This is a genomic window from Pedobacter sp. WC2423 (assembly GCF_040822065.1).
GTDB lineage: Bacteria > Bacteroidota > Bacteroidia > Sphingobacteriales > Sphingobacteriaceae > Pedobacter.
In genome coordinates, this window is record NZ_CP162005.1 from 3263639 (window position 1) to 3290436 (window position 26798).

A 26798-nucleotide genomic window follows, 5' to 3' on the forward strand; every position below is an offset into this window, starting at 1 on the left:
TACACAAGATGAATACGAAAACGACTTCTAAAATTATCCCTGTTAAAAAACCAAAAATCAACGTAATTACACTGGGTTGTTCCAAAAATATTTACGATTCTGAGGTTTTGATGGGACAATTAAGAGGGAATAGCTTAAATGTGGTTCATGAAGCTAATGAAATCAATAAGGATGATATCATTGTGATTAATACCTGTGGTTTCATTGACAATGCAAAACAGGAGTCTATTGATACTATTCTTCAATACAGTCAGTTAAAAGAAGAAGGCAAAATCAGTAAAGTAATTGTAACGGGATGTCTTTCGGAACGTTATAAGCCTGAACTGGAATCAGAAATAAAAAACGTTGATGCTTTTTTCGGTACTAACGATTTACAAAACATATTACATTCATTAGGTGCAAATTATAAGCATGAATTGATTGGAGAACGTTTATTGACCACTCCTTCACATTTTGCCTATTTCAAAATTGCAGAAGGCTGTAACCGCCCCTGTTCTTTCTGCGCGATTCCTCTGATGCGTGGCAAACATGTATCGACAGAAATGGAAGCTTTAGTTAAAGAAGCAAAAATATTAGCTGCCAACGGAACTAAAGAGCTGATCCTGATTGCTCAGGATTTAACGTATTACGGTTTGGACATTTACGGTAAACGTAATCTGGATGAATTGTTAAGACGTCTTTCTGATATCAATGGTATCGAATGGATCAGGTTACAATATGCTTACCCTTCAGGATTCCCAATGGAAATTCTGGATGCAATGAACGAAAGAGAAAACATCTGTAAATATCTGGATATGCCTTTACAGCACATTACAGATAATATGCTAAAGTCAATGCGTCGTGGAATCACGAAACAAAAGACGATCGATATCGTTAACCAGATCAGAGATAAAGTTCCTGGAATTGCCATGCGTACTACACTGATTTGCGGTTACCCTGGCGAAACGGAGCAGGACTTTGAAGAAATGTTACGCTGGGTAGAAGATACCCGTTTCGACAGATTGGGTTGCTTCACTTATTCTCATGAAGAAAAAACACATGCACATAATTTAGTGGATGATGTACCAGATGAAGTAAAACAAGAGCGTGTTGATGCGATCATGGAATTACAACAAGGAATTTCTTATGAAATCAACCAGGATAAAGTAGGTCAGACTTACAAAGTCCTGGTAGACCGTAAAGAGGGTGATTTCTTTATCGGACGTACTGAATTTGACTCTCCTGAGGTTGATAATGAGGTTTTAATCGACGCCAGCACAGGTTATGCTGCAAATGGCAGTTTCGTAAACGTAGCAATTGATCGTGCTGAAGATTTTGATCTATATGGACAGATTGTAAAATAATATTGCGTTTTGCTGAATTATGGTTTATTAACTTAATTTCGTAGCAATGCAGGCCAAGTACATCTCTTATCAGCAAACACACGCTTTTTCATCCATTGTATTGGATTACATAGATGGAAAAGATAATCTGGAGTCTTTTTATAAGTACTCCCCTACTTTAGAGGGTTTTAAAAAAGCAATCGGAGACCGGAAATATTCTGGTGACCGCAGCTTATTAGTAAACAGCCTGCACAAGCAGTATCAGCATTTACAGCCTTCTGCTCTAGTTCTTGAAAATATCAGCTTATTAGCTGATGACCGTACGTTTACCATAACGACAGGTCATCAGCTGAATATTTTTACAGGCCCCCTCTATTTCATCTATAAGATTGTGACTGCGATTAAACTGGCAGCAGATCTCAAACAACGTTTTCCTGACTATAACTTTGTACCTGTCTACTGGATGGCTACAGAGGATCATGATTTTGAAGAAATCAATCATGTGAAAGTAGAGGATAAAATGCTGACCTGGAAAAAAAATGCTGCTGGTGCTACCGGCAGATTAAGTACTTCAGATATTACGGAAGCACTTGTTGGTTATAAAGGATATTTAGGTATCAGTGAAAATGGTACTGAATTCTCAAAAATCGTTGAAAAAGCCTATACTTCCAATAAAACACTTGCTGATGCCACACGTGAACTGGTAGACACTTTATTTGGTAAAAAAGGTCTGGTTTGTGTGGATGCTGATGATGCAGCATTGAAAGCACAATTTTCATCAATTGTGTACCAGGATATTGTAGAACAGAACAGTTTCGCACAAATTAATAAGAGTAGCGAAGCGCTGGAAGCAAAAGGTTATAAACCCCAGGTCAATCCGCGGGAGATCAATTTCTTCTATATGGATAATCAGCTCCGTGAACGTATTGTAGAAGAAAACGGCGAATATAAAGTCCTGAATACAGCAATCAGTTTTACCAAAGAGAATTTACAGCAAGAAATCGCTAATCACCCAGAGCGTTTTAGTCCCAATGTGGTAATGCGCCCTGTTTACCAGGAACTGATCCTTCCGAACCTTGCTTATATTGGTGGTGGAGCTGAAGTAACCTACTGGTTACAGCTTAAGTCTAATTTTGACTTTTACAAAGTCCCTTATCCTATTCTGATCCTAAGAAATTCTGCTTTAGTTATAGACGATAGAAGTGCCCGTAAAATGCAAATCCTGGATATCAGCCCGATCACCTTATTTAACAGTGACGAGCAATTGAAAAACCAGTGGATCAAAGCACATGTAGGAGATTCTCTTTGTCTGGATGATGAACAACGTGCCATAAGGGCTGTTTTCGATCAGATCAAATTAAACTCCTATAAAATCGACAAGACACTTTCAATGTCTGCAGAGGCAGCTAAAACAAAAGCATTGAAACTGGTCACTAACCTGGAGAAAAAACTTTTAAGAGCTGAAAAGCGCAAGCATACAACCTCTTTGCATCAAATAGATACTTTAAAAAATAAATTGTTTCCATCAGGTGTATTGCAGGAACGTGTGCTGAATATTGCACCAATGTACGTGCTTTATGGTGAAGATTTCATTGAGAACCTATTGTCTGCATTCAAACCGCTTGATTATAAATTTACGGTTCTATACGCTTAATTCATTCAAATGACCTTTCATACTTTTACAGAGACACGTTTAAGGAATTTCACCAAAAGCGTCTTTTTGAAAATGGGCTGCGCTGCTACAGATGCAGATCTTGCCACAGATGTATTGTTACGTTCTGACCTCAGAGGAATAGATTCTCATGGTGTAGCCCGGTTAAGCGGCTATATCCGCTTATGGGAGAAAGAAAGAATTAATGCGACACCAAATATCAGGGTTGTGCATGAAACCCCAACCACAGCGACCGTAGATGGCGATGCCGGCCTTGGCCTGGTAGTCGCTCCTTTTGCAATGAAAGTCGCTATGGAAAAAGCTGCAATCTATGGTAGTGGATGGGTTGCAGTAAAAAACTCCAACCATTTCGGTATTGCCGGTTATCATGCTTTGCTGGCCGTAGAAAAAGATATGATCGGTATGAGTATGACCAATGCAAGTCCGCTGGTTGCTCCTACTTATGCAAATGAGAGGTTATTAGGGACTAATCCTATATGTTATGCTTTTCCAGCCGGGAAATATCCTCCTGTAGTAGTTGATATGGCTACCGCAGCAGCAGCCAATGGAAAACTGGAAATTGCACAGCGTGCAAATCAACCAATTCCGGATGGCTGGGCACAGGATAAAGATGGCCATGGGACTACTGATCCGAATGCACTGAAAAATGGTGGTTCTTTATTACCATTAGGGAGTGATAAGGATCATGGCAGTCATAAAGGTTATGGACTAAGTGCAACAGTTGATATTTTGACTGCTGTACTTTCGGGTGCCAATTATGGCCCATGGGTTCCTCCTTTCGTAGCTTTCCTGGAACCGTCAGCAAATCCTGTAGGAGAAGGCTTAGGTCATTTCTTAGGTGCAATACGCATCGATGGATTTCGCCCTGCACAAGACTTCAAGGATCACCTTGATAACTGGATAGAACGCTTTCAAAGTGCTGAAACTATTGATCCTGCCAAACGGGTAATTATTCCGGGAGAACCCGAATATGCATTTGAACAGGAACGTAAATTATCAGGGATTCCTTTGGTAGAAGCAGTTGTAAATGATCTTAACGAACTCGCCGATAAGCTACAAATCAGCCGGTTATAAAAAAGGGTTGCTATGTATCTCTGACATAGCAACCCTTTTTATTTGTCTTTAAAATTCCGGCTTAATGAATACCGTTAAACAAACGGCCCCATCTGATTTTACTAAAGAAAGAACCATTAGTATCGTAACTCATCCAGATGAATAAAGCTTTTCCTACAATATGATCTTCTGGTACAAATCCCCAGTATCTTGAATCCAGTGAATTATGTCTGTTATCACCCATCATCCAGTAATAATTCATTTTAAAAGTATAACTATCAGCTTTTACCCCATTAATTAACCATCCACCAGCAACTTTCTCTAACTTATTTCCTTCGTAAGTAGTAATAGCACGCTGATATAAAGGCATAGATACGCTATCCAGTTTTACAGTCCATCCCTTTTTAGGAACCTGAACAGGCCCCCAGTTATCCGCATTCCATTTTCTGTTTGGATCTTGTGGAAATACATTCGCTTCAACGGCTCCAGGTGCAGCAGTACGGGTATTGACAGCAGCAACGAAATCCAGTTTCTTCACTTTGTCCATCATTAAGGGTGTACCGACAAAATTATAAGTATCCTGAGATAAAGCACTGATGTCTCTGTCAATTACAAAACCCATTTCTTCAAATACCTGGAAATTGACATCACTGGTTTTAAATTTAACCATATAATCAATTTGTCCTGTATTTTTCATCGGTTCAGCCTTTCCATTGATCGTCACCAATCCGTTAGACATACTTAATATATCACCGCTGATACCAATACAACGTTTGATATAATTCTCTCTTTTATCTACCGGCCTGCTCACAATTGTATACTGACTTTGAATAGCCTGTCTGCCAACTGCACGTACCATATCATAATAATCTCTATCCTGGGCTTCTAAAGCTACGGTATCGCCATCAGGGAAGTTAAAAACGACAACATCGTTTCTTTTGATATCCTGCATTCCGGGTAACCTGCGGTATTTCCATTGTATACCGTCATAATAAGCTTTTGTACCCGTTATAGGCATTGTATGGTGTGCAAAAGGGAAAGCAACCGGAGTCATAGGTATTCTTGCTCCGTAATTCACTTTACTCACAAATAGAAAATCGCCGATTAACAGCGACTTCTCCATGGACCCCGTAGGAATAGTATAAGCTTCAATAAAAAATACGCGGATTACAGTTGCGGCAATTACAGCGAAAACAACGGCATCAAACCATTCTCTGCTTTTGGTTTTTTTCTTTTTCGGCTCAGTATTATTCTTTTGCCAGAACTTCCAATTCATATGTTTTGTTATTTTAAATTAAATATATCAGATATATTATAGAATCCCTGTTTATTTTGCAGCCATTCAGCCGCAACTACTGCACCTAATGCAAATCCAGCACGGCTATGCGCCGTATGTTTCAATTCTATTTCATCTACCTCTGAACTATAAATCACTGTATGTGTACCTGGTATATTTTCAATTCTTTGCGAAGCAATTAATACTTGTTCCTGCTTAAGGACTTCAATAGCCGGATTACCATCCAGTTCATTTACCCATTCAGATTTACGGTCCATATTTTCTATAATACCCTCCGCCAGCGTCATGGCAGTACCACTCGGTGAATCCAGTTTCTGCGTATGGTGAATTTCTTCTACCTGCACCTCATATACCGGGTAATTGTTCATCACTTTGGCAAGCACTTCATTAATATGAAAAAACAGGTTCACACCAATACTGAAATTAGACCCATATAACAAGGTATTGTTACGGCGCAGACATTCATCCTTTATTTCCTGTAATTGCCCATACCAGCCAGTTGTACCTACAACGATAGGTACGTTTGCATCAAAACAAGTATATATATTGTTAATAGCCGCATCAGGTGTACTGAAATCGATAGCTACATCTGCTTTTCTTAAGTTAGAAACAGTCAGGTCGGCCAGCTGATCTGTGCCAATTTTCAGGACAACTTCATGTCCTCTTTCTATAGCAAAACGTTCAATGATCTGACCCATTTTACCGTAACCGATTAAAGCTATATTCATTTATTTATATTTAGAAAAGATTGTTGGTAAATCATATTGAAATTAGAATCTAAAGGCAACTTTCAGACCCGGATTAAAAGCGTTGTATCCATACATAGGTGATTGTGTACCAATCATGGCAGGTGAAATTTTGATAGCCAGGTTATCTCCGATATCAAAATAAGAAAGTCTTGCATCAACATAAGCTTCTACGATATTCACCACATATAAGCCTACAAAAGAGAAGATAATAACCTCCTTGTTTCTGCGAAATACGTCCTTGGCAGTTAATAATCCCGCACTACTGATACCAGCCAGCGGACTTCCCTGTGTAGGCAGATTGCCGTTCGCTGCTCTGTTCTGAAGTTCAGTCAGGTATTCGTGATATTTATTGTTATTCTGGATAAATGACATGGCCAGCAAGGTACCACCTGTGTAAATTGCAGCTATTTTTATCCCGCGATAGACGGTTAGTCCATTTCCATACTGTCCCCAGCCAGGAATCAGTGCAGATCTGATTGCTGCCTTGCGGCCGGCAATACGGCCCAGATTTACATAACCCGTATCCGCTTTAACCGGCGTACGTTTAAGACTATCACCTTTTACACTAAATTTTTCCTGTCCGCTAACTGCAAATACAGTGCAGCAAAACAAAACCGATAACAGTAGGTTTTTTGGCATTACCAATCTAATAATTCTAATATTCTGCTCAGGTCATCATCAGAGACAAATGGAATTTCTATTGCCCCTTTGCCATTTTCACCAACTTTAAGTTTCACTTTAGTCGCAAATCTTGAAGCCAGATCTTTTTGTAGTTTCTGATATTCGAAAGACACACCCTGTGGCTGCCTTGCACTTTTTGGTTTCAGCTGAAGACTATTAATACTTCTGACTAACTCTTCCACCTTGCGTACAGAAAGTCCTTTGTCAATAATTTCCTGATGGATAAACAATTGTTTGTCGGTTTCTTCTACACTAATCAGCGCACGTGCATGCCCCATCGAGATTTTCTGATCACGGATCGAGATCTGTATAGCAGGAGGTAATTTAAGTAAACGCAGGTAATTAGTAACCGTTGACCGGTTTTTACCGACACGTTCTCCCAATTGTTCCTGTTTAAGATTACATTCCTCCAGCATGCGCTGAAAGCTCAGTGCAACTTCAATCGCATTTAAATTTTCACGCTGAATATTTTCGATCAGGGCCATTTCCAGCATCTGCTGATCATTAGCCTCACGGACATAGGCAGGAATCTCCGTTAATCCAGCGAGTTTAGACGCTCTTAAACGTCTTTCACCTGAGATTAACTGATAATTTCCACCTGCAGCTTTTCTGACAGTAATCGGCTGGATTAATCCCTGTACCCTGATGGAATCAGCCAGTTCATTTAATGCAACCTGATCAAACTCAGAACGCGGCTGATAAGGATTGGTCGCGATATCACTGATCCTGATCTGACCAATATTACCTGACTGCGTTTTCTGTTCAGTTTCACTGACCGGGTTAATTGCATTCTTTTGCGGATGAGCAGAATCTGAATCATCTAAAAGAGCACTTAATCCTCTACCTAAACCTGTTTTTCGCTGAAACGATGTCATTAAGTTATATTTAAATAGTTGCAGAAGTCAAACCCTGATTTTCTTTGACCAATCCGTTTTTACGGACAATCTCACGGGCAAGGTTCAGATAATTTATTGCTCCCTTACAATTTGCATCATGCATGATGACCGAAATCCCATAACTTGGTGCCTCACTTAAACGGGTATTTCTTTGTATAATCGTATCAAATACCAGTTCCTGGAAATGTGTTCTTACTTCTTCTACCACCTGGTTTGATAAACGTAAACGTACATCGTACATGGTTAAAAGAATACCTTCAATTTCCAGTTCAGGATTTAATCTGTTTTGTACAATTTTTATAGTGTTCAACAATTTGCCAAGCCCTTCCAATGCAAAATATTCGCATTGAACCGGTATAATAACAGAATCTGCAGCCGTTAAAGCATTGATGGTAATCAAACCCAGTGAAGGGGAACAATCAATAATGATAAAATCATACTGGTCTTTAATTTTCTCCAGGACGGCTTTCATTTTATATTCCCTGTTGTTCAGATTGATCATCTCAATTTCTGCCCCAACCAGGTCGATATGTGCTGGTAATAAGTCAAGATTAGGCGTTTCCGTCTTTTGAATAGCTTCTGATGGCTCTACATCATTGATGATGCACTCATAAATACTATTCTTGATGCTTCTGGGATCAAACCCGATTCCTGAAGTTGAATTGGCCTGAGGGTCTGCGTCTACCAATAAAGTTTTATATTCTAATACGGCCAGGCTGGCGGCTAAATTTATAGATGAAGTTGTTTTACCTACTCCACCTTTCTGATTGGCCAATGCAATAATTTTACTCATTTATCTTTTTAATAATTACCAATTATTTCCTGAGAATTTGTGAATTAGATCCTTTAGGTATAAAACGCTATTTTTACCTATATTTAGGGGCTTTTTAACAATTAGCTAAGATACAAACTAAATGACAATATTTGTGTTAAACAATAGCGTGTTTTAAACATCTTACTAACAATTTTTACATGATTACGATCATTTCAGGTACAAACAGACCCGATAGCAATACGCTTAAAGTCGCAAAATATTATAGAGACGCATTAGCTAAAAAAGGTCAGCAAGCTAATATACTGAGCCTGACAGACCTTCCCGCTCAATTAATCGTTTCCGATTTATACGGAAAAAGATCTCCGGAATTTATAAAAATACAAGAACAAATTACAGCAACTGAAAAATTTGTATTCATCATTCCTGAATATAATGGCAGTTTTCCCGGTGTTTTGAAAACTTTAATAGATGCTTGTGACTTCCCGGACAGCTTTTATGATAAAAAAGCATGCCTGATTGGTATCTCCTCCGGCAAATATGGAAATATCAGGGGGATTGATCATTTTGGTGGTGTATGCAGTTATCTGCACCTGAATGTTCTCCCTTTACGTTTACATATCCCGGCTATCAAAACGGAACTGGATGAACAGGGTAATTTCTATAAAGAAGATACTTTAAAATTTACAGGACAGCAGATAGACAAGTTTATTGCTTACTAAACAGCAAAGGATGTCCAGTTTTTGCCTTCATTACCAAAAATAAAATAACCAGGATAAAGCATTTCTGCCATGTCTTCCATAGCCTCTACAAAGGATACCGGATCACTTAAAAAGGCAGAAGTGTCTTCCATCAGATAAACACGGTTATAAGCAACTGCCGGCCATTCCTTTGCTAAAAGCGCAGGTACCATTCCCATCAGCTGTACAATACCTGTATTGGTTTGATGATAGATCAGTACTTTTGCCTGCTCAGCAATTTCAAGCACTTCGCCACCAACAGCCTCCAGGAGCACGTTCAAAACGTGGTTAGGCGTATTATTGGTATCCAGGCATATGACAGGCACTTTGTCCATAAATTTAATCTTATGCAGAATAATATCCGCACGCTCCTGCAAATCTTCGCGCAGCGTTTCATCCCCAACATTATTTATAAGTGCATTTAAAAAAGACATATCGATTAATTTATTACTTTGTGCAAAAGTAATATTCCTGACCTGATGCCCCGAATTATAAAAAATATATTTTACACTTTATGTCTGATTACACTCGCTGGCTGCCATTCCGGGACACAGGACACTGATAAAAAAGTCTTTAACCTGAATTTTGACCAGAGCCTGACTTCATTGGACCCGGCTTTTGCCCGTAATCAGCCTGCCATATGGATGATGAACCAGCTTTTTAACGGGCTTGTCCAGGCAGACAGTGCCCTGAATACTATTCCCGCAATTGCCAGCTCATGGGAAGTCGCTCCCGACGGGCTTCAATATACTTTTCATCTGCGCAATGATGTGTACTTTCACGATGATCCTCTTTTCACAAACGGAAAAGGAAGAAAAGTTGTTGCAGCAGATTTTGCCTATAGTTTTAACCGTTTGTCAGATCCCAAAGTGGCTTCTTCCGGAGGCTGGATTTTTAGTGATAAAGTAAAAGACAAAAGCAGCTTCCAGGCACTCAATGATACTACCTTAATTATTCACCTGATCAAACCATTTCCAGCATTCCTCAACCTTTTGACTACACAGTATTGTGTAGTTGTACCCCATGAAGTAGCAGACTATTATGGAAAGGATTTCAGAAGTCATCCGATAGGCACAGGGCCATTTCGTTTTAAATACTGGAAAGAAGAGGAAATCCTGGTGCTATTGAAAAACGAAAATTACTGGGAGAAAGAGCATGGTCACAGACTCCCCTACCTGGATGCTGTTAAAGTTTCTTTCATCACAGACAAACAAAGTGCATTCATGTCTTTCCTAAAAAAAGATCTTGATTTCTTTTACAGCGTAGATGGAAGTTACCGTGATGATATTTTAACCAAAAGTGGTCATATGACCCGCAAATACAAAGGGAAATTTCAGTTAATCAAAGGAGCCTATTTATGTACCGAATATGTTGGCATATTAGTAGACACCTCAAAATCCATTGTCAGAAATTCTCCCTTAAGATTTAAGAAAGTACGTCAGGCAATCAATTACGGCATAGATAAAGCAAAGCTGATCAAATATCTGCGCAATAGTACAGGCACCCCTGCGACCTCTGGTTTTGTACCTGAAGGCATGCCTGGCTTTGATAGTATTAAAGTAAAAGGTTATCATTACGACCCTGTAAAAGCTGCACAGTTACTGGCCGGAGCAGGCTATCCCCACGGAAAAGGGATGCCGGAAGTCACATTGAGTACTTCTACAACCTACAAAGATCTGATCGAATTTATACAGGGTGAATTAAACTCATTGGGTATGAAAGTAAAAGTTGACGTTACACCAAGCTCGAGCTTAAGAGAGCTGATGTCTAAAAATGAAGTCAATTTTTTCAGAGGTTCCTGGATTGCTGATTATCCGGATGCAGAAAATTATCTTTCCGTTTTCTATTCTAAAAACCGTGTTCCTTACGGGCCAAACTATACCGGGTATTTCAATAAAGAATTTGACCGTTTATTTGAACAGAGCTATTACGAGAATGATGCAAAAAAGCGTTACGTATTATATCAGAAAATGGATAACATGGTCATAGAGAATGCCTCTATTGTTCCTATTTTATATGATCAGTCCGTGACTATGCTGCAAAATAGCATTAGCGGGTACCCAATCAATCCATTAAGTGTAATGATCCTGAAACGGGTTAAAAAGAAACAGGATTAAATTTTCAGCTGGCTGAAAATTTAATCCTGTTATTGAGCTCAGCCTATTGTTTTGGAGCTGCACCTCCGCCTAATCCTCCAGCACCTTCATCCTGTTTCAAATCGTCATTAGAAATCCCTTTTTTCTTTTTAGGAGCAGTAAAAGTAACCTTACCAAACTTATAACTAAAGTTAACCCCAAAAGATCTTAGCGGATAATAAATATTCATATTCTGGCGGAAATCAGCCCCTGTATTCTCATTGTGAATATGCAGATCTCTTGAAAAGACATTCAATACATTGACACCAACCGTCGCTTTCTTTTTCATGATATCTTTCTTGAATGCACCGCCATAAAATGCCATTGGCCCTGAAGTACCCTGAAAAGTTCTTCTTGATGCATTATACACGCCGAAGATCTCCGTATTCCATCCGCCTTTAAAAGAAATTGCAGACCTCGCAAACACCGAGTAATTCACAAATACACCAGTACTCTGATTGGTCTGTGAATTTCTTAAATCATAAGTATTCAAGCTGAAATTACCCATTAAAGTCCATTTAGGTAATGGGTTATAAGTAGCGAACACGTTGGCACCGTAAGATTTATTCTTACCTACGTTGGCATAAGTAGTCAGTTTTTGATCAGGAAAATACAAACTCTCAATGACATCGGTAGTTGTACGGTAAAATATCGAGGCATTGATTACAGATCCCTTGATAAAGGTCGAATAACCAAGCTCCACAATATCACTGATTTCAGGATTCAAATTCGGATTACCCTGCTGCTGATTCTCCGGGTCATTCCTGTTTAAGAAAGGATTCAGATAAGACAAACTTGGTCTTTGCATCCTTGTATTATAGCTCAGTTTTAAGGTAGAATTTCCCTTCAGTGTTTTGGAGACAATTATACTTGGAAATAAATTAGTATAGTTATTATTGAAATTCAGTGAAGAACCGGAAACACCGCTGATATCAGTGTATTCTGCCCTTAAACCACCCTTAACATCAAACAACTGAGCAAGTTTAAAACTTAAAACGCCATAAACTGCACCCACATTCTGTTTATAATCAAAATCCTGTTCGCTGCTTTGATATTTACTTTTTATATCTCTTAGAATTCCTTTAACACCTGTTTCCAATGACATCGTTTTACTAAAAGGATATACATAATCCGTTTGTAACGTATACTCATTATTTTTTCCCGTATTATCACCATTGACATCAGGAGCCAGTGCTGACCCGTCCGGATTAATCAGGCTGGTATTAAACTGAGTTGTATTTCTGCCAAAACTTGCCTGACCGGAAACCGTAAACTCTTCTCCTTCTTTTTTGGTTGTTTTTCTGTAGTCGGCACTCCAGTCTATATTATTCAGACTACTCTTGCTATCAGAAGAACGTACATAAGTCCGCAATATAGTATCCATGATACTGCTGGTCACATTTGAACTTCCTTTTGCACCATTCGAAAAATCATTGTATTTAATATTCGTAGAAAGACTGTTATAGGCGTTAATATCATAATCCAGACCTATACTTCCATTATAAGCATATCTTTTTGCTTTACTGAACCCGTCCTGAAAGATATGTGATTGCTGGCTGTAGACATCATTTTCTAAAACAACTCTCGTATTCTGAGGGATTGCATACTGCCCGCCAAAGCTTGAGTTGATTCCTAAACGTCCCTTTTTAGCATTTAAACTAAAATTTCCATTATTCTGGCGTGTACCAACTGATAACGAAGCATTACCATTTACACCCTGAGCAGTTTTCTTCTTGGTAATGATATTAATAATTCCACCAGCACCCTCTGCATCATATTTTGCCGAAGGACTTGTAATGACCTCTACACTTTTAATCTCTTCTGCCGGAATCATTTTCAAAGCATCAGCAACACTATTCGACATTGTTCCGGACGGTTTCCCATTAATCAGTACCCTAACCGCAGAACTCCCGCGAAGGGATGGATTTCCATCAATATCTACAGTGACCATGGGTACTTTACGCATGACATCCCCCGCATTACCTCCTGATGTGGTTACATCCTGTTCCGCATTATAAACCAATTTATCAATTTTAGTTTCTATCATCGGCGTTTTACCAACAATAGCGACTTCTTTCAGATTGCTCTCCGTACCCGTCAGTAAAATGTTTCCCAGGTTCAGATCAGGTTTCTCAGGACTGGTTTTCACTAACATAGTTTTACCCTTATAGCCCATAAAACCAATCAATAACTTATAATCATCAGGTGATACATTTTGCAGTACAACCTTGCCTTTTGCATCAGTTACACCCCCGTTAATCGATTTATTATCTTTAACCCTAACCAGGGATACCGTTGCATAATCAACAGGTTGTTTAGTAGCAGAGTCAATAATAACAGCACTTATTTTTCCGGTTATAGTAACTTTCTGTGCTCCTCCACCAAGCGTGAATTGGGCATTAACCTGCTGTAGTAGTCCCAGAAAGACAAATAGTAGTAGTAATTTTTTTTTCATAGTTTAGTAATCGTGTGATTCTGTGTGTGTTGTTTAGTCGCTGCAAATTTAACTTTGTTACTGGCTATTTAAAATTCTTTTTACCTATCAGATAATTATAAGCGGTAAACAGCAGAAATTTACCAGTAATTATTGGAAATGCCTTTAAATAAAAATGGTTATTAAAGATTTGACACCTTAATAACCATTCTGTATATTATATATGTGATTGAATTAAATCACAATATTCACAATACGGCCCTTAACGATAATCACTTTTTTAGGTGTTTTACCCTCAAGATATTTCTGGACCTGTTCATCAGCCAGTACAATTTCTTCAATCTCTTTAGCCTCAAGCGCTAAACTCAGGTTTAAATTTAACCTTGTTTTTCCGTTTACAGAAACAGGATAACTGAATTCATCTTCCACTAAATAAGCCGGATTAAACTCCGGATAAGCAGCATAAGATAAACTACCCTCATTTCCTAACAATGACCATAATTCTTCCGTAATATGCGGTGCATACGGAGAAAGGACAACAACCAGATCCTGTAAAATACTGCGTTTATTACATTTAAGATCCGTCAGTTCATTTACAGCGATCATAAAGCTGGATACCGAAGTATTGAATGAAAAACGCTCAATATCATCCTGTACCTTTTTAATGATTTTATGTAATGCCTTTAATTCAGCTTTTGAAGGTTCAGCATCAGATACCGTAAATTCCCAGGAGTCATTGTGGAATAAGCGCCAGAATTTACGAAGGAACTTAAATACCCCTTCAATTCCATTGGTATTCCATGGTTTACTTTGTTCAAGCGGGCCTAAGAACATTTCGTACATCCTTAGCGTATCTGCACCATAACTGGCAATCAGTACATCAGGATTCACCACATTGAAATAAGACTTGGACATTTTTTCTACCTCTACTCCACAGATATATTTACCATTCTCCAGGATAAATTCTGCATCAGCAAACTCAGGTCTGAATAACTTAAATTTTTCAATATCCAGGATTTCATGCTCTACAATATTGACATCGACACGTAATGCCGAGGTTTTATAATTGTTCTTTAAACCATGAGAAACCAAAGTATGAGTACCTTTACCCGATTCATCAGCTACCCGGTAAACAAAATTAGTTCTGCCCTGGATCATTCCCTGGTTAATCAGTTTTTTGAAAGGCTCTTCTTCTTTTACATAACCCATATCTTTCAGGAACTTATTCCAGAAACGGCTGTAAAGCAAGTGGCCCGTAGCATGTTCGGCACCACCGATATATAAATCTACGTCTTTCCAGTATTCAATCGCTTGCTGACCAGCAAAACTCTTTTCATTATTGGAATCCATATAACGATACCAGTACCAGCTTGAACCCGCCCATCCTGGCATGGTACTCAGCTCATAATGATACTGATTTTCGTAAGTCCAGTTTTCAGCTCTGCCCAGCGGCGGTTCACCAGTTTCTGTTGGCAAATACTTATCAACCTCAGGTAACAATAAAGGTAACTCCTCTTCCTTAATCAAATAAGGCAGCCCATTTTTAAAGTATACCGGAATAGGCTCTCCCCAATAGCGCTGACGACCAAATATCGCATCACGCATACGGAAATTCACCTTCGCTTTTCCTGCACCCTGATCTTCCAGCCATTTATTCAGCGTAGTTACAGCTTCTGCATAAGTCATTCCGTTGATAAAACCAGAATTGATATATTTACCTTCTTTAGTACTGTCAGCCTGTACATCAATAGCTGTTTGCGCATCAAGAATCTGAACCACCGGCAAATTAAAATGCTTTGCAAATAACCAGTCACGCTGATCACCACTCGGCACGCCCATTACCGCACCAGTTCCATAACCAGCAAGCACATAATCAGCGATCCATAACTGGATACGCTCACCACTTACCGGGTTTACCACATAAGTACCCGTAAAAGCACCAGAAACTGTTTTAGTATCCGCCATACGGTCTAACTCAGATTTCTTTTTAGTCTGTTCTATATAATTCTTAATATCACTTACCTGTGCTGGCGTAGTCAATGCTGCGACCAGTTCATGTTCCGGAGCTAGTACTACATAAGAAACACCAAAAATAGTATCCACACGAGTGGTAAATACTTCAATGTAATCCGTATTGATGTCTGCATCGGTCTCAATTTTGAAGCGGACACTCGCCCCAACACTCTTACCAATCCAGTTCCGCTGCATTTCCTTAACCGGTTCCGGCCAGTCAATTGTATTTAAACCTTGTAACAAACGCTCTGCATAAGCAGAAATACGCATGCTCCACTGCATCATTTTTTTCTGTTCTACCGGATGGCCGCCACGTTCAGAGAAACCATCTTTAACTTCATCATTAGCCAGTACCGTTCCTAATGCTGCGCACCAGTTTACTGTACTTTCCTTCAAAAATGTTAAACGGTATTTTAACAGCTCTTCCTGTTTTTCTTCCGCGGTCATATTTGCCCAGTCACTTGGCATGAAATTTTTCACGTCCTCATCACTTGCTGCTTTTACATCAGCACTGCCCGAAGCATTGAATTTTTCAATTAACGTACTGATATCTTCCGCGCGGTCAGTTTCCAGGTTATACCAGGAATTGAACAGCTGCATAAACACCCATTGCGTCCACTTATAATATTCAGGTTCGCTGGTCCGTACTTCGCGGCTCCAGTCAAAAGAAAAACCAATCTGATCCAGCTGACGGCGGTAAGTACTGATATTCGCTTCAGTAGTTAATGCCGGGTGCTGTCCTGTTTGTATCGCATATTGTTCAGCAGGTAAACCAAATGAATCATATCCCATCGGATGTAAAACATTGTAACCTTTTAATCTTTTGTATCTTGAAAATATATCGGAGGCAATATAGCCCAGTGGGTGGCCAACATGTAAACCCGCACCCGATGGGTATGGAAACATATCAAGCACATAAAATTTAGGTTTGGCTGATGTTGCCTCTGCTTTAAACGTCTGGTGTGCTGCCCAAAACCCCTGCCACTTCTGTTCTATTTCTTTAAATTGGTAATCCATTACAAAAATCCTTTATATACCGCGAAAATAAAGAAATTAAGGAGGTTTCAGAAGCCTTATCAAAAGAACTTTAGCGATATAAACGATATTCATACCAAACAAGATATTTTACCCGTTTAAAAGGCATCTAGTTTGCATATATTTTTTTATTTTCGCAGAACATAAAATACACCCAACTCATAAAATATGGAAGAATTTGAAGTTAGTGATGCTTCTAAGAAGACGAAAACCATTTATATCTCTACTATATTTAGTATAACCCTGGTTTTGTTGATGCTTGGCGTATTAGGACTGATACTGGTACATGCAAAGAATCTTTCTAACTATGTAAAAGAGAATATTGTATTAAATATCATCGTTGACGAAGGCGCAAAAGAAGCAGATGTTATTCAGTTCAGAAAGGAACTTGACGCTAACCCGGCCGTTAAACAGACAGAATATGTCAATAAAGAAGTAGCTGCAAAAAATCTTACACAAGATTTAGGAGAAGACTTCGTGAATTTTCTGGGTTACAACCCCTTGTTGTCTACCGTAGATGTTTACCTGAAAGCTGACTATGCCAACAATAAAAGTATTGACGCCTTAAAAGCAAACATCAGTAAAAACCCGGTTGTTAAAGAAGTCATTTACCAGAGTTCACTAATTGATATGGTGAATAAAAACATCAATACCATTGGTTTAATTGTATTGGGATTTGCCGCTATATTACTGGTAATCTCTGTGGCCTTAATCAACAATACCATCAGACTGGCAATTTATTCACAGCGTTTCCTGATCAAAAGCATGCAGCTTGTAGGTGCAACAAAAAACTTTATCCGCAAACCCTTTATCTTCTGGGCAATGCTGCATGGCTTAATCGCTTCTTTTATCGCTATCCTGATCTTGCTTGGCCTTTTATATTACGCACAAAAAGAGATTCCTGAGATCATTATTCTAAGAAATTATACCGAATTTGGTATTGTCCTGCTTGGTTTGGTCGGGCTGGGAATTTTCCTGACCGCGCTGAGTACAAGCTTTGCAGTAAGCAAATATTTACGTTTAAAAATTTACGACCTTTACAGATAATAACAAATGATCGAGAAAAAAACTAGTCCAGCAACGCAGGACCCTAAAAATGAAATGGTTTTTACAAAAAAGAATTATCAGCTGTTGTTAATCAGTATGGCTATTGTTGTGGCTGGATTTATGCTGATGATCGGAACAACTGACATTTATGATTTAAGAAAAACACTTCTTGCGCCAATGGTTGTCCTTTTTGGATTTGGATTTGGTATTTACGCAATCCTGAAAAAGTAAGCTGTACATGACTCTTATAGATGCCATTATTCTCGCTGTAATAGAGGGACTGACTGAGTTTTTGCCAGTTTCTTCTACTGGCCATATGATCCTTGCCTCTTCCTTTATGGGAATTGCATCCGATCCTTTCGTTAAACTGTTTACCATTGCCATTCAACTGGGAGCAATTCTTTCGGTAGTTGTTTTGTACTTCAGACGTTTCTTCAAAACAATTGGTTTCTACGTTAAATTACTGGTTGCTTTTATTCCCGCAGCTATTTTTGGATTACTGCTCAGCAAAAAGATTGACCAGATGCTGGAAAGCCCGATGACAGTTGCCATATCTTTAGTAGTTGGAGGTATCATCCTTCTTTTTGTAGACAAATGGTTTAATCAGCCAGCTATCCATGAAGAAGAAGAGATCAGTTACCTTACTGCTTTAAAAATCGGCTTTTTTCAATGTCTGGCTATGATACCAGGTACATCAAGATCCGGCGCAAGTATTGTTGGTGGTATGTCCATGAAACTAAGCAGAAAAGTAGCTGCTGAGTTCTCTTTCTTTCTGGCTGTCCCTACGATGTTTGCTGCAACAGGAAAAAAGTTATTCGATTTTTATAAAGAAGGCCATACCATTAGCCACGATCAGATCCAATTGCTTGTTATCGCTAATGTCATTGCATTTATTGTAGCCTTACTTGCTATTAAAAGTTTTATCGGTTACCTGAACAAACACGGATTTAAAGTGTTTGGATGGTATCGTATCATTGCTGGATTGATCATCATTGTATTAATATATAGCGGGCATAACCTGCAAATAATTTAATGTGTAAATTGCAGCTTAATTTAGATTACCATTTTGAGCGCACAAAAGTTACTGGAAAGAACCTTCAATTTTGCCGAAGGAGAGTTATTACTCATCAATAAACCCTATAAGTGGACGAGTTTTGATGTAGTAGGGAAAATAAGAAATTCGTTAAAACCCCTGAAATTAAAAGTTGGCCATGCAGGGACATTAGACCCGCTGGCTACAGGCTTATTGATTTTATGTACAGGCAAACTGACTAAACAGATCGATACCTTTCAGGCAGAAGACAAAGAATATACCGGAACGATGATCCTGGGGGCTACAACGCCCTCTTTTGATATGGAGACGGTAGTGGACCAGGAATATCCACTCACTAATTTAACTGAAGAAGCAATTTATGCCGCTACTGCACCATTTACCGGTGACATACAGCAATATCCACCAGCCCATTCCGCAGTCAAAGTAAACGGAGAACGTTTATATGTCAAAGCCCGCAGAGGCGAAGAACAGGAATTGAGGCTTCGTTTTGTATCCGTACCCGTCTTTGAGATTACCCGTATTGCTTTACCAGAGGTTGACTTCAGAATTATTTGCAGTAAAGGTACTTACATCAGATCACTGGTTTCAGATTTCGGAAAACATCTTGAAAATGGTGCTTATTTATCGAAACTTACCCGCACCAGAAGTGGTAATTTCTCTTTAGAAGACGCCTTTGAAGTAACCGATCTGGTAGAATACCTTAAAAACAAAAGAGAAGCAGCCGCAGCCGGACAAGCTGATACAAATACCCAATAGCAACCATGCACAATCATCTCAAAAATACTTACTTGCGTCATTTAAAAGATTTTACCCTGATCGGGCTGGGTATTGTTTCTGCCTGCTTTGGTCTTAAAAGCTTTTTAATGCCCAGTGAGTTTATAGATGGCGGAGTGACAGGTATATCCCTACTGATCAGTACGCTGACTGGTTTTAAACTATCCTATCTGATTCTGCTGATCAATATCCCTTTTGTGATTCTGGGTTATTCACAGATTGGTAAAGGATTTGCCATAAAAACAGCATTAGCGATTATTACCCTTGCTATTTTTCTGATTATCCTGCCTTTTCAGCCAGTTACCCATGATAAATTACTGATCGCTTTTTTTGGCGGTCTGTTTTTAGGCGGCGGAATTGGTCTGGCTATGCGCGGCGGATGCGTCATTGACGGCACAGAAGTACTCGCCTTATATATCAGTAAGAACAGCATGCTGACTGTTGGAAATATTATCCTGATCCTTAACATTGTCATTTTTGGGGTTGCGGCAATTTTCCTGGATATAGAAACGGCGATGTATGCCATTCTAACTTATTTATCAGCTTCCAAAACCATAGACTTTGTAGTCAACGGGCTGGAACAATATATCGGAGTAACGATTATCTCTGAGAAAAAAGAAGAGATCAAGCTGTTCCTGATCAATGATATGAAAAGGGGCGTGACTATTTATAAAGGGGAAGGCGGATACGGGGAGAAAAAAGAAATTGATATTTTATATACTGTAGTTACAAAACTTGAAATGGGTAAACTGCAAAATGAAATCCGCCAGCTGGATCCGGATGCTTTTATTGTGCAGCAGCAGATTTCTGACCTCAAGGGTGGCGTAGTAAAACGACATGCCTTACATTAATACTAAATATTTTGAAAATATATAACCACCTTTCCGAATTTAAAAGGTTGAACAATGCGGTTGCAACCATAGGCACTTTTGACGGCGTTCACTTCGGGCACCAGAAAATCATTAACAGGCTTTGCGAACTTGCGAAAAATACTGGTGGCGAAAGTGTAATTCTAACCTTTTTCCCACATCCCCGGTTGATTATTGATCCTGAAAATCAGGACCTGAAGATGATCAATACCATTGAAGAAAAAGCAGAGATATTAGCGGCGCTGGGAGTTGATCACCTGATCATTACTCCATTTACCCGTGATTTCTCCAACCTCAACCCTGCTGAGTATATTAAAAATATCCTGGTAGATACCATTGGCATTAAACAGCTGATTGTTGGTTACGACCACCGTTTCGGAAAAGACCGTTCAGGAGGTATGCTGGACTTAGTTGCTTTTTCAAAACCTTATGGTTATGAGATTGAAGAAATTAAAGAGCAGGACGTCAATGATGTTGCTGTGAGCTCAACGAAAATCAGGAAATCACTGCTTGAAGGACATGTTGGTTTAGCCGCAGAATACCTGGGTTATAATTTCTCTTTATACGGCCCGGTAATTAAAGGAGATAAAATAGGCCGTACTATTGGCTTCCCGACAGCAAACATATTTATTGAACAGCCTTATAAACTCATCCCATCCGACGGAATATATGCCGTGACCGTTGAAATGGAAAATGAGACTTATAAAGGGATGGCTTACATAGGTCAGCGTCCTACTATTAATGGAATGACCAGGAATATAGAAGTCAATATCTTTGATTTTGACAAAGAGATCTATGGCCAGTATATCAGAATGAACTTCATGGAATTCCTCAGACACGATGTAAAATTCACCGGACTGGAAGCGCTTAAAATACAACTTCAGCAAGATAAAGAAGATACACTAGCTTATTTTGCACAGCAGGGCTAATTCAAATATGTGTCATCTTTACTCAAAATAAACGTCAATTCATTAAAGAAAACGCCTCTTTTTTTGTATATTTACAATAATGAGGCATTTTTTAATGATGATCACAATCTTTTTCATTACAAATTCATGCTTTGCCTTAAAGCCTGATCGTATTCAGGCTGCCTGCAGACCAGCTTTAGAAATTAAGGCGATTTCACTTCACCATCAGTTCAATAAAACGCAGCACGAAGACGTATCGAGCTTAAATGCAGATGATTCAGAACATCCTACCCTAATCCGGCAAAGCTTAAATAAACAATCCATAGCCAGCTTACAATTGTTTCGTCTGCCCGAAAGCAAAACGGTCAGAAATACGCCTTTCCGGGCTTATAACCGAAAAACCTGCTTCCATTATAATTTCATATACGATTTCTTGTATCCTAACCATGTTTTCTGGTAACGTCTTTATCACCATACCAAAACCTGTTTTTTTACAATTAAATATCATGTATGCTACACTTACCCGTATTAATAACTGATTTAGGCTTAATACTCGCAGCGGCTGGAATTACAACCCTGCTTTTCAAAAAAATCAAACAACCACTCGTACTCGGCTATATTCTTGCCGGCTTATTAGTTGGCCCTCATATTAATTTTATCCCTACCGTTACCGACAATGAAAGTATCCATATCTGGGCAGAAATCGGTGTTATCTTTTTACTGTTTAGTCTCGGGCTGGAGTTCAGTTTCAAGAAGCTCGTTAAAGTAGGCGGATCAGCTTCTATCACAGCTATTGTCGAAGTCGTTTGTATGCTGCTCATCGGGTTTGTTGCGGGGAAAGCGATGGGCTGGAAAACGATGGATAGTATTTTCCTCGGCGGGATTCTATCCGTTTCCTCGACAACGATCATCATCCGTGCCTTTGAAGAGCTCGGTGTTAAACATAAAAAATTCGCAGGCCTGGTTTTCGGTGTCCTGATTGTAGAAGACCTGGTTGCCATCCTTTTACTTGTCCTGCTCTCTACGCTTGCCGTGAGTCAGCAATTTGCCGGAGCAGAGATGTTTTTCTCTATCCTGAAGCTATTATTCTTCCTGATCCTGTGGTTTATCGGTGGTATCTTCCTGGTTCCTACTTTCCTGAAGGCCACAAAAAAGCTCATGAATGATGAGACTATGCTGATTGTTTCCATCGCTTTATGTCTGCTGATGGTTTTACTTGCCGTTAAAGTCGGGTTTTCCCCTGCTCTTGGTGCATTTATCATGGGCTCTATTCTTGCCGAAACCACGCAAGCAGAGAAAATTGAGCACCTGACTAAATCTGTAAAAGATCTTTTTGCCGCTATATTCTTTGTCTCTGTAGGGATGCTGATTGATCCGCGGATACTGATTGACTATGCGGTTCCTATCCTGATCATTACTATCGCTACCGTTCTGGGAAAATTCCTGAGTTCAGGCTTAGGCGCATTACTATCAGGCCAGCCCTTAAAAACCTCCGTACAAACCGGGATGAGCTTAGCTCAGATCGGTGAATTCTCCTTTATTATAGCGACACTCGGGCTCACGCTGAAAGTAACCAGTGATTTCCTATACCCAATTGCAGTAGCTGTTTCTGCAATTACGACCTTTACCACCCCCTACCTGATCAAGGCATCGGAGCCCTTTTACCTGTTCCTGGAGCGTACCCTTCCAAAAAGCTGGGTGGCTGCCATCAACAGATACAGTTCCAGTACTGCAGGAATCACGACGATGAGCGACTGGAAAACATTATTAAAGTCATATACCTTCAATACGATTATTCACTCTGTAATTCTCATTGCCATTATCTTTTTAGGTTCCCGGTATCTGCACCCATTTATCACCAAAAACCTGATTAATGGCAATAAAGGCATCATTATCAGCCTGATTATTTCCCTGATCATTATGGCCCCTTTTTTATGGGCGCTGGCCATCCGGAGAATCGAACGGAAAGCACACTCCCACTTATGGCTGAATAAAAAATACACCCGCGGGCCACTCATCGCACTGGAAGTACTAAGGGTTGCCCTGGCTATATTTGCCGTATGTTTCCTGATTTTCCAATTCTATAATACCTGGGTTGCGATGGTTATTGCTCTCATCCTGATTGTTAGCGGAATGATTATTTTCAGCAGGAAACTACAGGCCTTTTATGACCGTTTAGAACACCGCTTCCTCTACAACCTGAACGCAAGAGAAGAGCAGAATAAACAACCAGAAATATTACCCTGGGATACCCACTTAACAGAATTGACCATCGCTCCGGAATCAGCCCTTGTTGGAAAATCACTGATTGAATTGGCTGTAAGAGAAAAATACGGTGTAAACATTGCACTGATTGAAAGAGGTAATATGATGATCCCTACCCCCGGACGTGATGAGCGGCTGTATCCAAACGACAAAGTGATGCTGATCGGTACAGATGATCAGCTGGCAGCAGTAGGAGAACTTTTCAAAGGCACTAACAATGATAACCAGGAAAGTGCTTTCCCTAAAAAGGATATGACTCTTCAAAAAATAGTCATCAATGCCTCTTCCCCGGTATTTGCTCAAACCATCCGCGAATCCGGTATCCGGGAAAAAACGCAGGGCCTGGTCGTTGGCATCGAGAGAAATGGCATCCGTATCCTCAATCCCGATTCAGATCTCGTGTTTGAGAATGAGGATATCGTATGGATTGTAGGGAACAATAAAAAGATCCCCGACCTGCTCAGGAAAGTTTAAACTAATTAATTTTCTGTTTGTTCAATTAAACAACTAGATTCGTTAAGCCTGATTCTTGCCTGAAAACAGGATTCAGGCTCAACTGCTAACCAATGAAGATAGACCAGGAAAAGAGTGACTTTTTAGATGAAATGCTTGACCACTGGCAGGAAGAGAACCTGCTCACCCCTGCCGACATCCAAAAGCTGAAAGCCAGCTATGAGACGAAGTCATTTGATTGGCGAAGGCTGGCCCAATACTCTTTCTGGGTGGCGATGGCCTGCGGTGTAATCTCCCTTGGAGCGCTATTAATAGACAATAAATTCCTCGACTACTTAAAAAAACTTTACGACACCCCTGACAGTATGATCAGTCTGCTCTCTGCCGCAGCGGCGGGTATTCTCTATAAAATAAGCTTTACCAGAAAGAAGACCATGCCGATGAAGGTATTCAGTAATGATGCCCTTATTTTCACTGCCGTCATGCTCACTGCCAATGCCATTGCCTACCTCGGTAAAACCTTCGATAAAGGGGACGGGCACTTCTCCATCCTGATTCTGCTCTCGGTATTCATCTACGGCATATTGGCTTACCTCTTTAAATCCCGCCTCATCTGGATCTTCGTCCTGATTTCCCTTGGCGCCTGGTTTGGAACAGAAACCGGCTATATGTCCCGTGATAACCTCTACTTTCTCGGCATGAATTACCCTTTGCGTTTTGTCGCCTTCGGGCTTGCCCTCACTGCAATCTCACTATCCCTGAAGAACGTAAAATTCTTCAGCCTATTTTACGATACCACTTACATCTGCGGGATGGTCTACCTGTTCGTATCCCTGTGGCTGATCTCCGTATTCGGTAATTTCGGCACCCTTGACAAATGGTATGCCATCAAGCAAATCAGTCTTTTCTACTGGGCTATCATTTCGGCTGTAGCCTGCGTAGCCAGTATTTTCACCGGCCTTAAATATCGTGACGACATTGCCCGTGAATTCGGGATCACTTTCCTGTTTATCAACCTTTACACCCGCTACTTTGAATACTTCTGGGACAGCTGGCATAAGGCCCTTTTCTTTAGTGTTCTCGCTGCCTCCTTCTGGCTGATCGGCCGGAAAGCCGAAAAGATCTGGAACGTTGAATTCCTGAAAAAATAGCAGAACAACCAAGAAACGCCCCACTAATGAACAACCAAAGTAAAAAAAGGAAAGACCTCCTCCTGCTCACCTTATGTCTGATCCTATCCCTATGCACTAGATCAACCCAATTAATCGCCCAGGAAAAAAGTGCAGACAGCTTAAAAGGAGACTTTGCGATATTCATGAAGCTATTAAAAAACAGCTATCCATCCCTCTACCGGTATAACAGCCAATCAAAAATGGATGCCATTCTCAATAGTACCTATAACTCGATCCAGCCAAACACTACAGATTTCGAATTCTACAGACTCTTAAAAAAGACATTAAGCACTATTAAAGACGGTCACCTGTACTGTAGTCTGCCACCAGCCCTGCAAAAATACCGCGAAGAAAAGGCCAGGTTCTTTCCACTGAAACTTTATTTCACAGACCACCACACCTATCTGACAAAACCCATCAACAATGAAATACCCATAGGTTCAGCAATACTGTCCATCAACAATCAGCCAATCCAGGCGATCAGAAAAGATGTAATGCAATACATCGTTTCTGACGGAGATATTCAGACTAAAAAACAGAAAATATTAAATGATTTCTTTTACTTCTACTATTACTTATCCCAAGGTGAACAGCCCCTTTACACCATTAAAACTAAAACTCCTGACGGAGCCATAAAGGAAATCAAAATTGCCGGAAAGCCAGAAAAAGAGCTCGCAGAGAATGAAAAAGAAAACGAACCTGTAAAACATCTGCAATTAACAATCAAAGCCAATAACACAGCTATCCTAACCATCAAAAGCTTTGAAAAATCACAACTGGAAACAACCGGAGAAAACTTACCCGGGTTCCTGAAAAAGTCTTTTGCTGCCCTTCACCAAAAAGGAATACAAAAACTAATCATAGACCTGAGGGGAAACGGAGGAGGCAGAGATACCTATGGCCCACTACTCTATTCTTACTTAACACAACAGCCATTTCAATACTATAAGAGTTTGACGACGGCCACAGCAAACCTACCATACGAACAATTTAAAAGTAGCCTCTCCTCCTACAATAACCTCAACAAAGAGATGCTATTAAAAACCAGCCCCCACATCTACCAATTAAAAAACGCAGCTCACCCTAACTTACAATATACCGCCCCCCAACCAAACAATTACAAAGGAAAGCTTTGGCTCTTAACCGATGGCTTATCATTTTCAACAACAGCAGAATTCTGTGCTATTGTATCCAGTAACAACCGCGGGAAATTTATAGGAGAAGAGACCGGGGGCACTTATGAAGGCAATACATCCGGCGTACAAATAGAGTCTGCTCTACCTCACAGTAAAATCCAAATTTCCTTCGGTACCGTTAAATACAACATGTCCGTAAAGCCCTCAAAAAAATCAGCAAGAGGAATCATACCCCAGTACAAAATCCAGCAAGACATCAGTGGCAAAGCAGATAGTCAATTAAACTATGCGCTGAAACTAACCAAACAATAATTGGGATTA

At 39.8% G+C, this 26798-nt stretch carries 23 protein-coding genes; 15 read left to right on the plus strand and 8 right to left on the minus strand.

Annotated elements, in window-relative coordinates:
- The first annotated feature begins 8 nt into the window (after window positions 1-8).
- From rimO to AB3G38_RS13435, 3 genes are read left to right on the plus strand one after another with little or no spacing between them, the layout of a single operon-like run.
- Window positions 9-1343 (plus strand): 30S ribosomal protein S12 methylthiotransferase RimO, encoded by a 1335-nt coding sequence (gene rimO, locus AB3G38_RS13425; RefSeq protein WP_183868498.1) that lies wholly within the window; start codon window positions 9-11, stop codon window positions 1341-1343.
- A 46-nt stretch (window positions 1344-1389) separates the two neighbouring features.
- Window positions 1390-2976: a bacillithiol biosynthesis cysteine-adding enzyme BshC gene (gene bshC / locus AB3G38_RS13430; protein ID WP_367864407.1), complete on the plus strand. Its 1587-nt coding sequence runs from the start codon at window positions 1390-1392 to the stop codon at window positions 2974-2976.
- 9 nt (window positions 2977-2985) lie between these two features.
- Window positions 2986-4068 (plus strand): Ldh family oxidoreductase, encoded by a 1083-nt coding sequence (locus tag AB3G38_RS13435; protein ID WP_367864408.1) that lies wholly within the window; start codon window positions 2986-2988, stop codon window positions 4066-4068.
- Between the two features lie 61 nt (window positions 4069-4129).
- On the opposite strand, the gene lepB is transcribed toward AB3G38_RS13435, so the two are convergent.
- From lepB to AB3G38_RS13460, 5 genes are read right to left on the minus strand one after another with little or no spacing between them, the layout of a single operon-like run.
- Window positions 4130-5323, minus strand: a complete 1194-nt coding sequence (lepB, locus tag AB3G38_RS13440; protein WP_367864409.1) for a signal peptidase I — start codon at window positions 5321-5323, stop codon at window positions 4130-4132.
- 8 nt (window positions 5324-5331) lie between these two features.
- Entirely contained in the window at window positions 5332-6072 is a 741-nt protein-coding gene (dapB, locus tag AB3G38_RS13445) for a 4-hydroxy-tetrahydrodipicolinate reductase (RefSeq protein ID WP_367864410.1), read from the minus strand.
- 42 nt (window positions 6073-6114) lie between these two features.
- Window positions 6115-6732, minus strand: coding sequence for a DUF5683 domain-containing protein (locus AB3G38_RS13450; protein WP_367864411.1), 618 nt, complete (start codon window positions 6730-6732; stop codon window positions 6115-6117).
- Window positions 6732-7649, minus strand: coding sequence for a ParB/RepB/Spo0J family partition protein (locus AB3G38_RS13455; RefSeq protein WP_367864412.1), 918 nt, complete (start codon window positions 7647-7649; stop codon window positions 6732-6734). Before AB3G38_RS13455 ends, AB3G38_RS13450 begins: the two co-directional genes overlap by 1 nt.
- 10 nt (window positions 7650-7659) lie before the next feature.
- Window positions 7660-8463, minus strand: a complete 804-nt coding sequence (locus AB3G38_RS13460) for a ParA family protein (RefSeq protein ID WP_367864413.1) — start codon at window positions 8461-8463, stop codon at window positions 7660-7662.
- Window positions 8464-8642: 179 nt separating this feature from the next.
- On the opposite strand from AB3G38_RS13460, the gene AB3G38_RS13465 reads away from it, so the two are divergent.
- Window positions 8643-9164 (plus strand): NADPH-dependent FMN reductase, encoded by a 522-nt coding sequence (locus AB3G38_RS13465; protein WP_367864414.1) that lies wholly within the window; start codon window positions 8643-8645, stop codon window positions 9162-9164.
- Here the strand turns inward: AB3G38_RS13465 and AB3G38_RS13470 are convergent.
- On the minus strand, window positions 9161-9616 hold the full coding sequence (locus AB3G38_RS13470; protein WP_367864415.1) for a hypothetical protein: 456 nt from the start codon (window positions 9614-9616) through the stop codon (window positions 9161-9163). The genes AB3G38_RS13465 and AB3G38_RS13470 overlap by 4 nt on opposite strands.
- A gap of 45 nt (window positions 9617-9661) precedes the next feature.
- Between AB3G38_RS13470 and AB3G38_RS13475 the strand changes: the two genes are divergently transcribed.
- Window positions 9662-11299: an ABC transporter substrate-binding protein gene (locus tag AB3G38_RS13475; protein WP_367864416.1), complete on the plus strand. Its 1638-nt coding sequence runs from the start codon at window positions 9662-9664 to the stop codon at window positions 11297-11299.
- A 43-nt stretch (window positions 11300-11342) separates the two neighbouring features.
- Here the strand turns inward: AB3G38_RS13475 and AB3G38_RS13480 are convergent, their stop codons facing one another.
- Window positions 11343-13772, minus strand: a complete 2430-nt coding sequence (locus AB3G38_RS13480) for a TonB-dependent receptor (protein ID WP_367864417.1) — start codon at window positions 13770-13772, stop codon at window positions 11343-11345.
- A gap of 213 nt (window positions 13773-13985) precedes the next feature.
- The gene (leuS, locus tag AB3G38_RS13485) at window positions 13986-16781 is read right to left on the minus strand and encodes a leucine--tRNA ligase (protein WP_367864418.1); all 2796 of its coding nucleotides are present in this window, start codon (window positions 16779-16781) and stop codon (window positions 13986-13988) included.
- Window positions 16782-16967: 186 nt separating this feature from the next.
- Here leuS and AB3G38_RS13490 point away from each other — a divergent pair, with 186 nt between their 5' ends.
- The 10 genes from AB3G38_RS13490 to AB3G38_RS13535 all read left to right on the plus strand — a co-directional run bounded on the left by AB3G38_RS13490 (window position 16968) and on the right by AB3G38_RS13535 (window position 26789).
- Entirely contained in the window at window positions 16968-17846 is an 879-nt protein-coding gene (locus AB3G38_RS13490; protein ID WP_367864419.1) for a cell division protein FtsX, read from the plus strand.
- A 6-nt stretch (window positions 17847-17852) separates the two neighbouring features.
- Window positions 17853-18077 (plus strand): DUF3098 domain-containing protein, encoded by a 225-nt coding sequence (locus AB3G38_RS13495; protein ID WP_111633545.1) that lies wholly within the window; start codon window positions 17853-17855, stop codon window positions 18075-18077.
- A gap of 7 nt (window positions 18078-18084) precedes the next feature.
- Window positions 18085-18879, plus strand: a complete 795-nt coding sequence (locus AB3G38_RS13500) for an undecaprenyl-diphosphate phosphatase (RefSeq protein ID WP_367864420.1) — start codon at window positions 18085-18087, stop codon at window positions 18877-18879.
- Between the two features lie 33 nt (window positions 18880-18912).
- Complete coding sequence (truB, locus tag AB3G38_RS13505; RefSeq protein ID WP_367864421.1) at window positions 18913-19656, plus strand: tRNA pseudouridine(55) synthase TruB; 744 nt, start codon at window positions 18913-18915, stop codon at window positions 19654-19656.
- A gap of 5 nt (window positions 19657-19661) precedes the next feature.
- Window positions 19662-20525: a YitT family protein gene (locus AB3G38_RS13510; RefSeq protein ID WP_367864422.1), complete on the plus strand. Its 864-nt coding sequence runs from the start codon at window positions 19662-19664 to the stop codon at window positions 20523-20525.
- An 11-nt stretch (window positions 20526-20536) separates the two neighbouring features.
- A complete protein-coding gene (locus tag AB3G38_RS13515) occupies window positions 20537-21472 on the plus strand; it encodes a bifunctional riboflavin kinase/FAD synthetase (RefSeq protein ID WP_367864423.1) in 936 nt (311 codons plus the stop codon).
- Between the two features lie 94 nt (window positions 21473-21566).
- Complete coding sequence (locus tag AB3G38_RS13520) at window positions 21567-21911, plus strand: hypothetical protein (RefSeq protein WP_367864424.1); 345 nt, start codon at window positions 21567-21569, stop codon at window positions 21909-21911.
- Window positions 21912-21961: 50 nt separating this feature from the next.
- Window positions 21962-24190, plus strand: a complete 2229-nt coding sequence (locus AB3G38_RS13525; RefSeq protein WP_367864425.1) for a cation:proton antiporter — start codon at window positions 21962-21964, stop codon at window positions 24188-24190.
- A gap of 92 nt (window positions 24191-24282) precedes the next feature.
- Entirely contained in the window at window positions 24283-25320 is a 1038-nt protein-coding gene (locus tag AB3G38_RS13530; RefSeq protein WP_367864426.1) for a DUF2157 domain-containing protein, read from the plus strand.
- A 164-nt stretch (window positions 25321-25484) separates the two neighbouring features.
- Window positions 25485-26789, plus strand: a complete 1305-nt coding sequence (locus AB3G38_RS13535) for a S41 family peptidase (RefSeq protein ID WP_367864427.1) — start codon at window positions 25485-25487, stop codon at window positions 26787-26789.
- The last annotated feature ends 9 nt before the right edge of the window (window positions 26790-26798 follow it).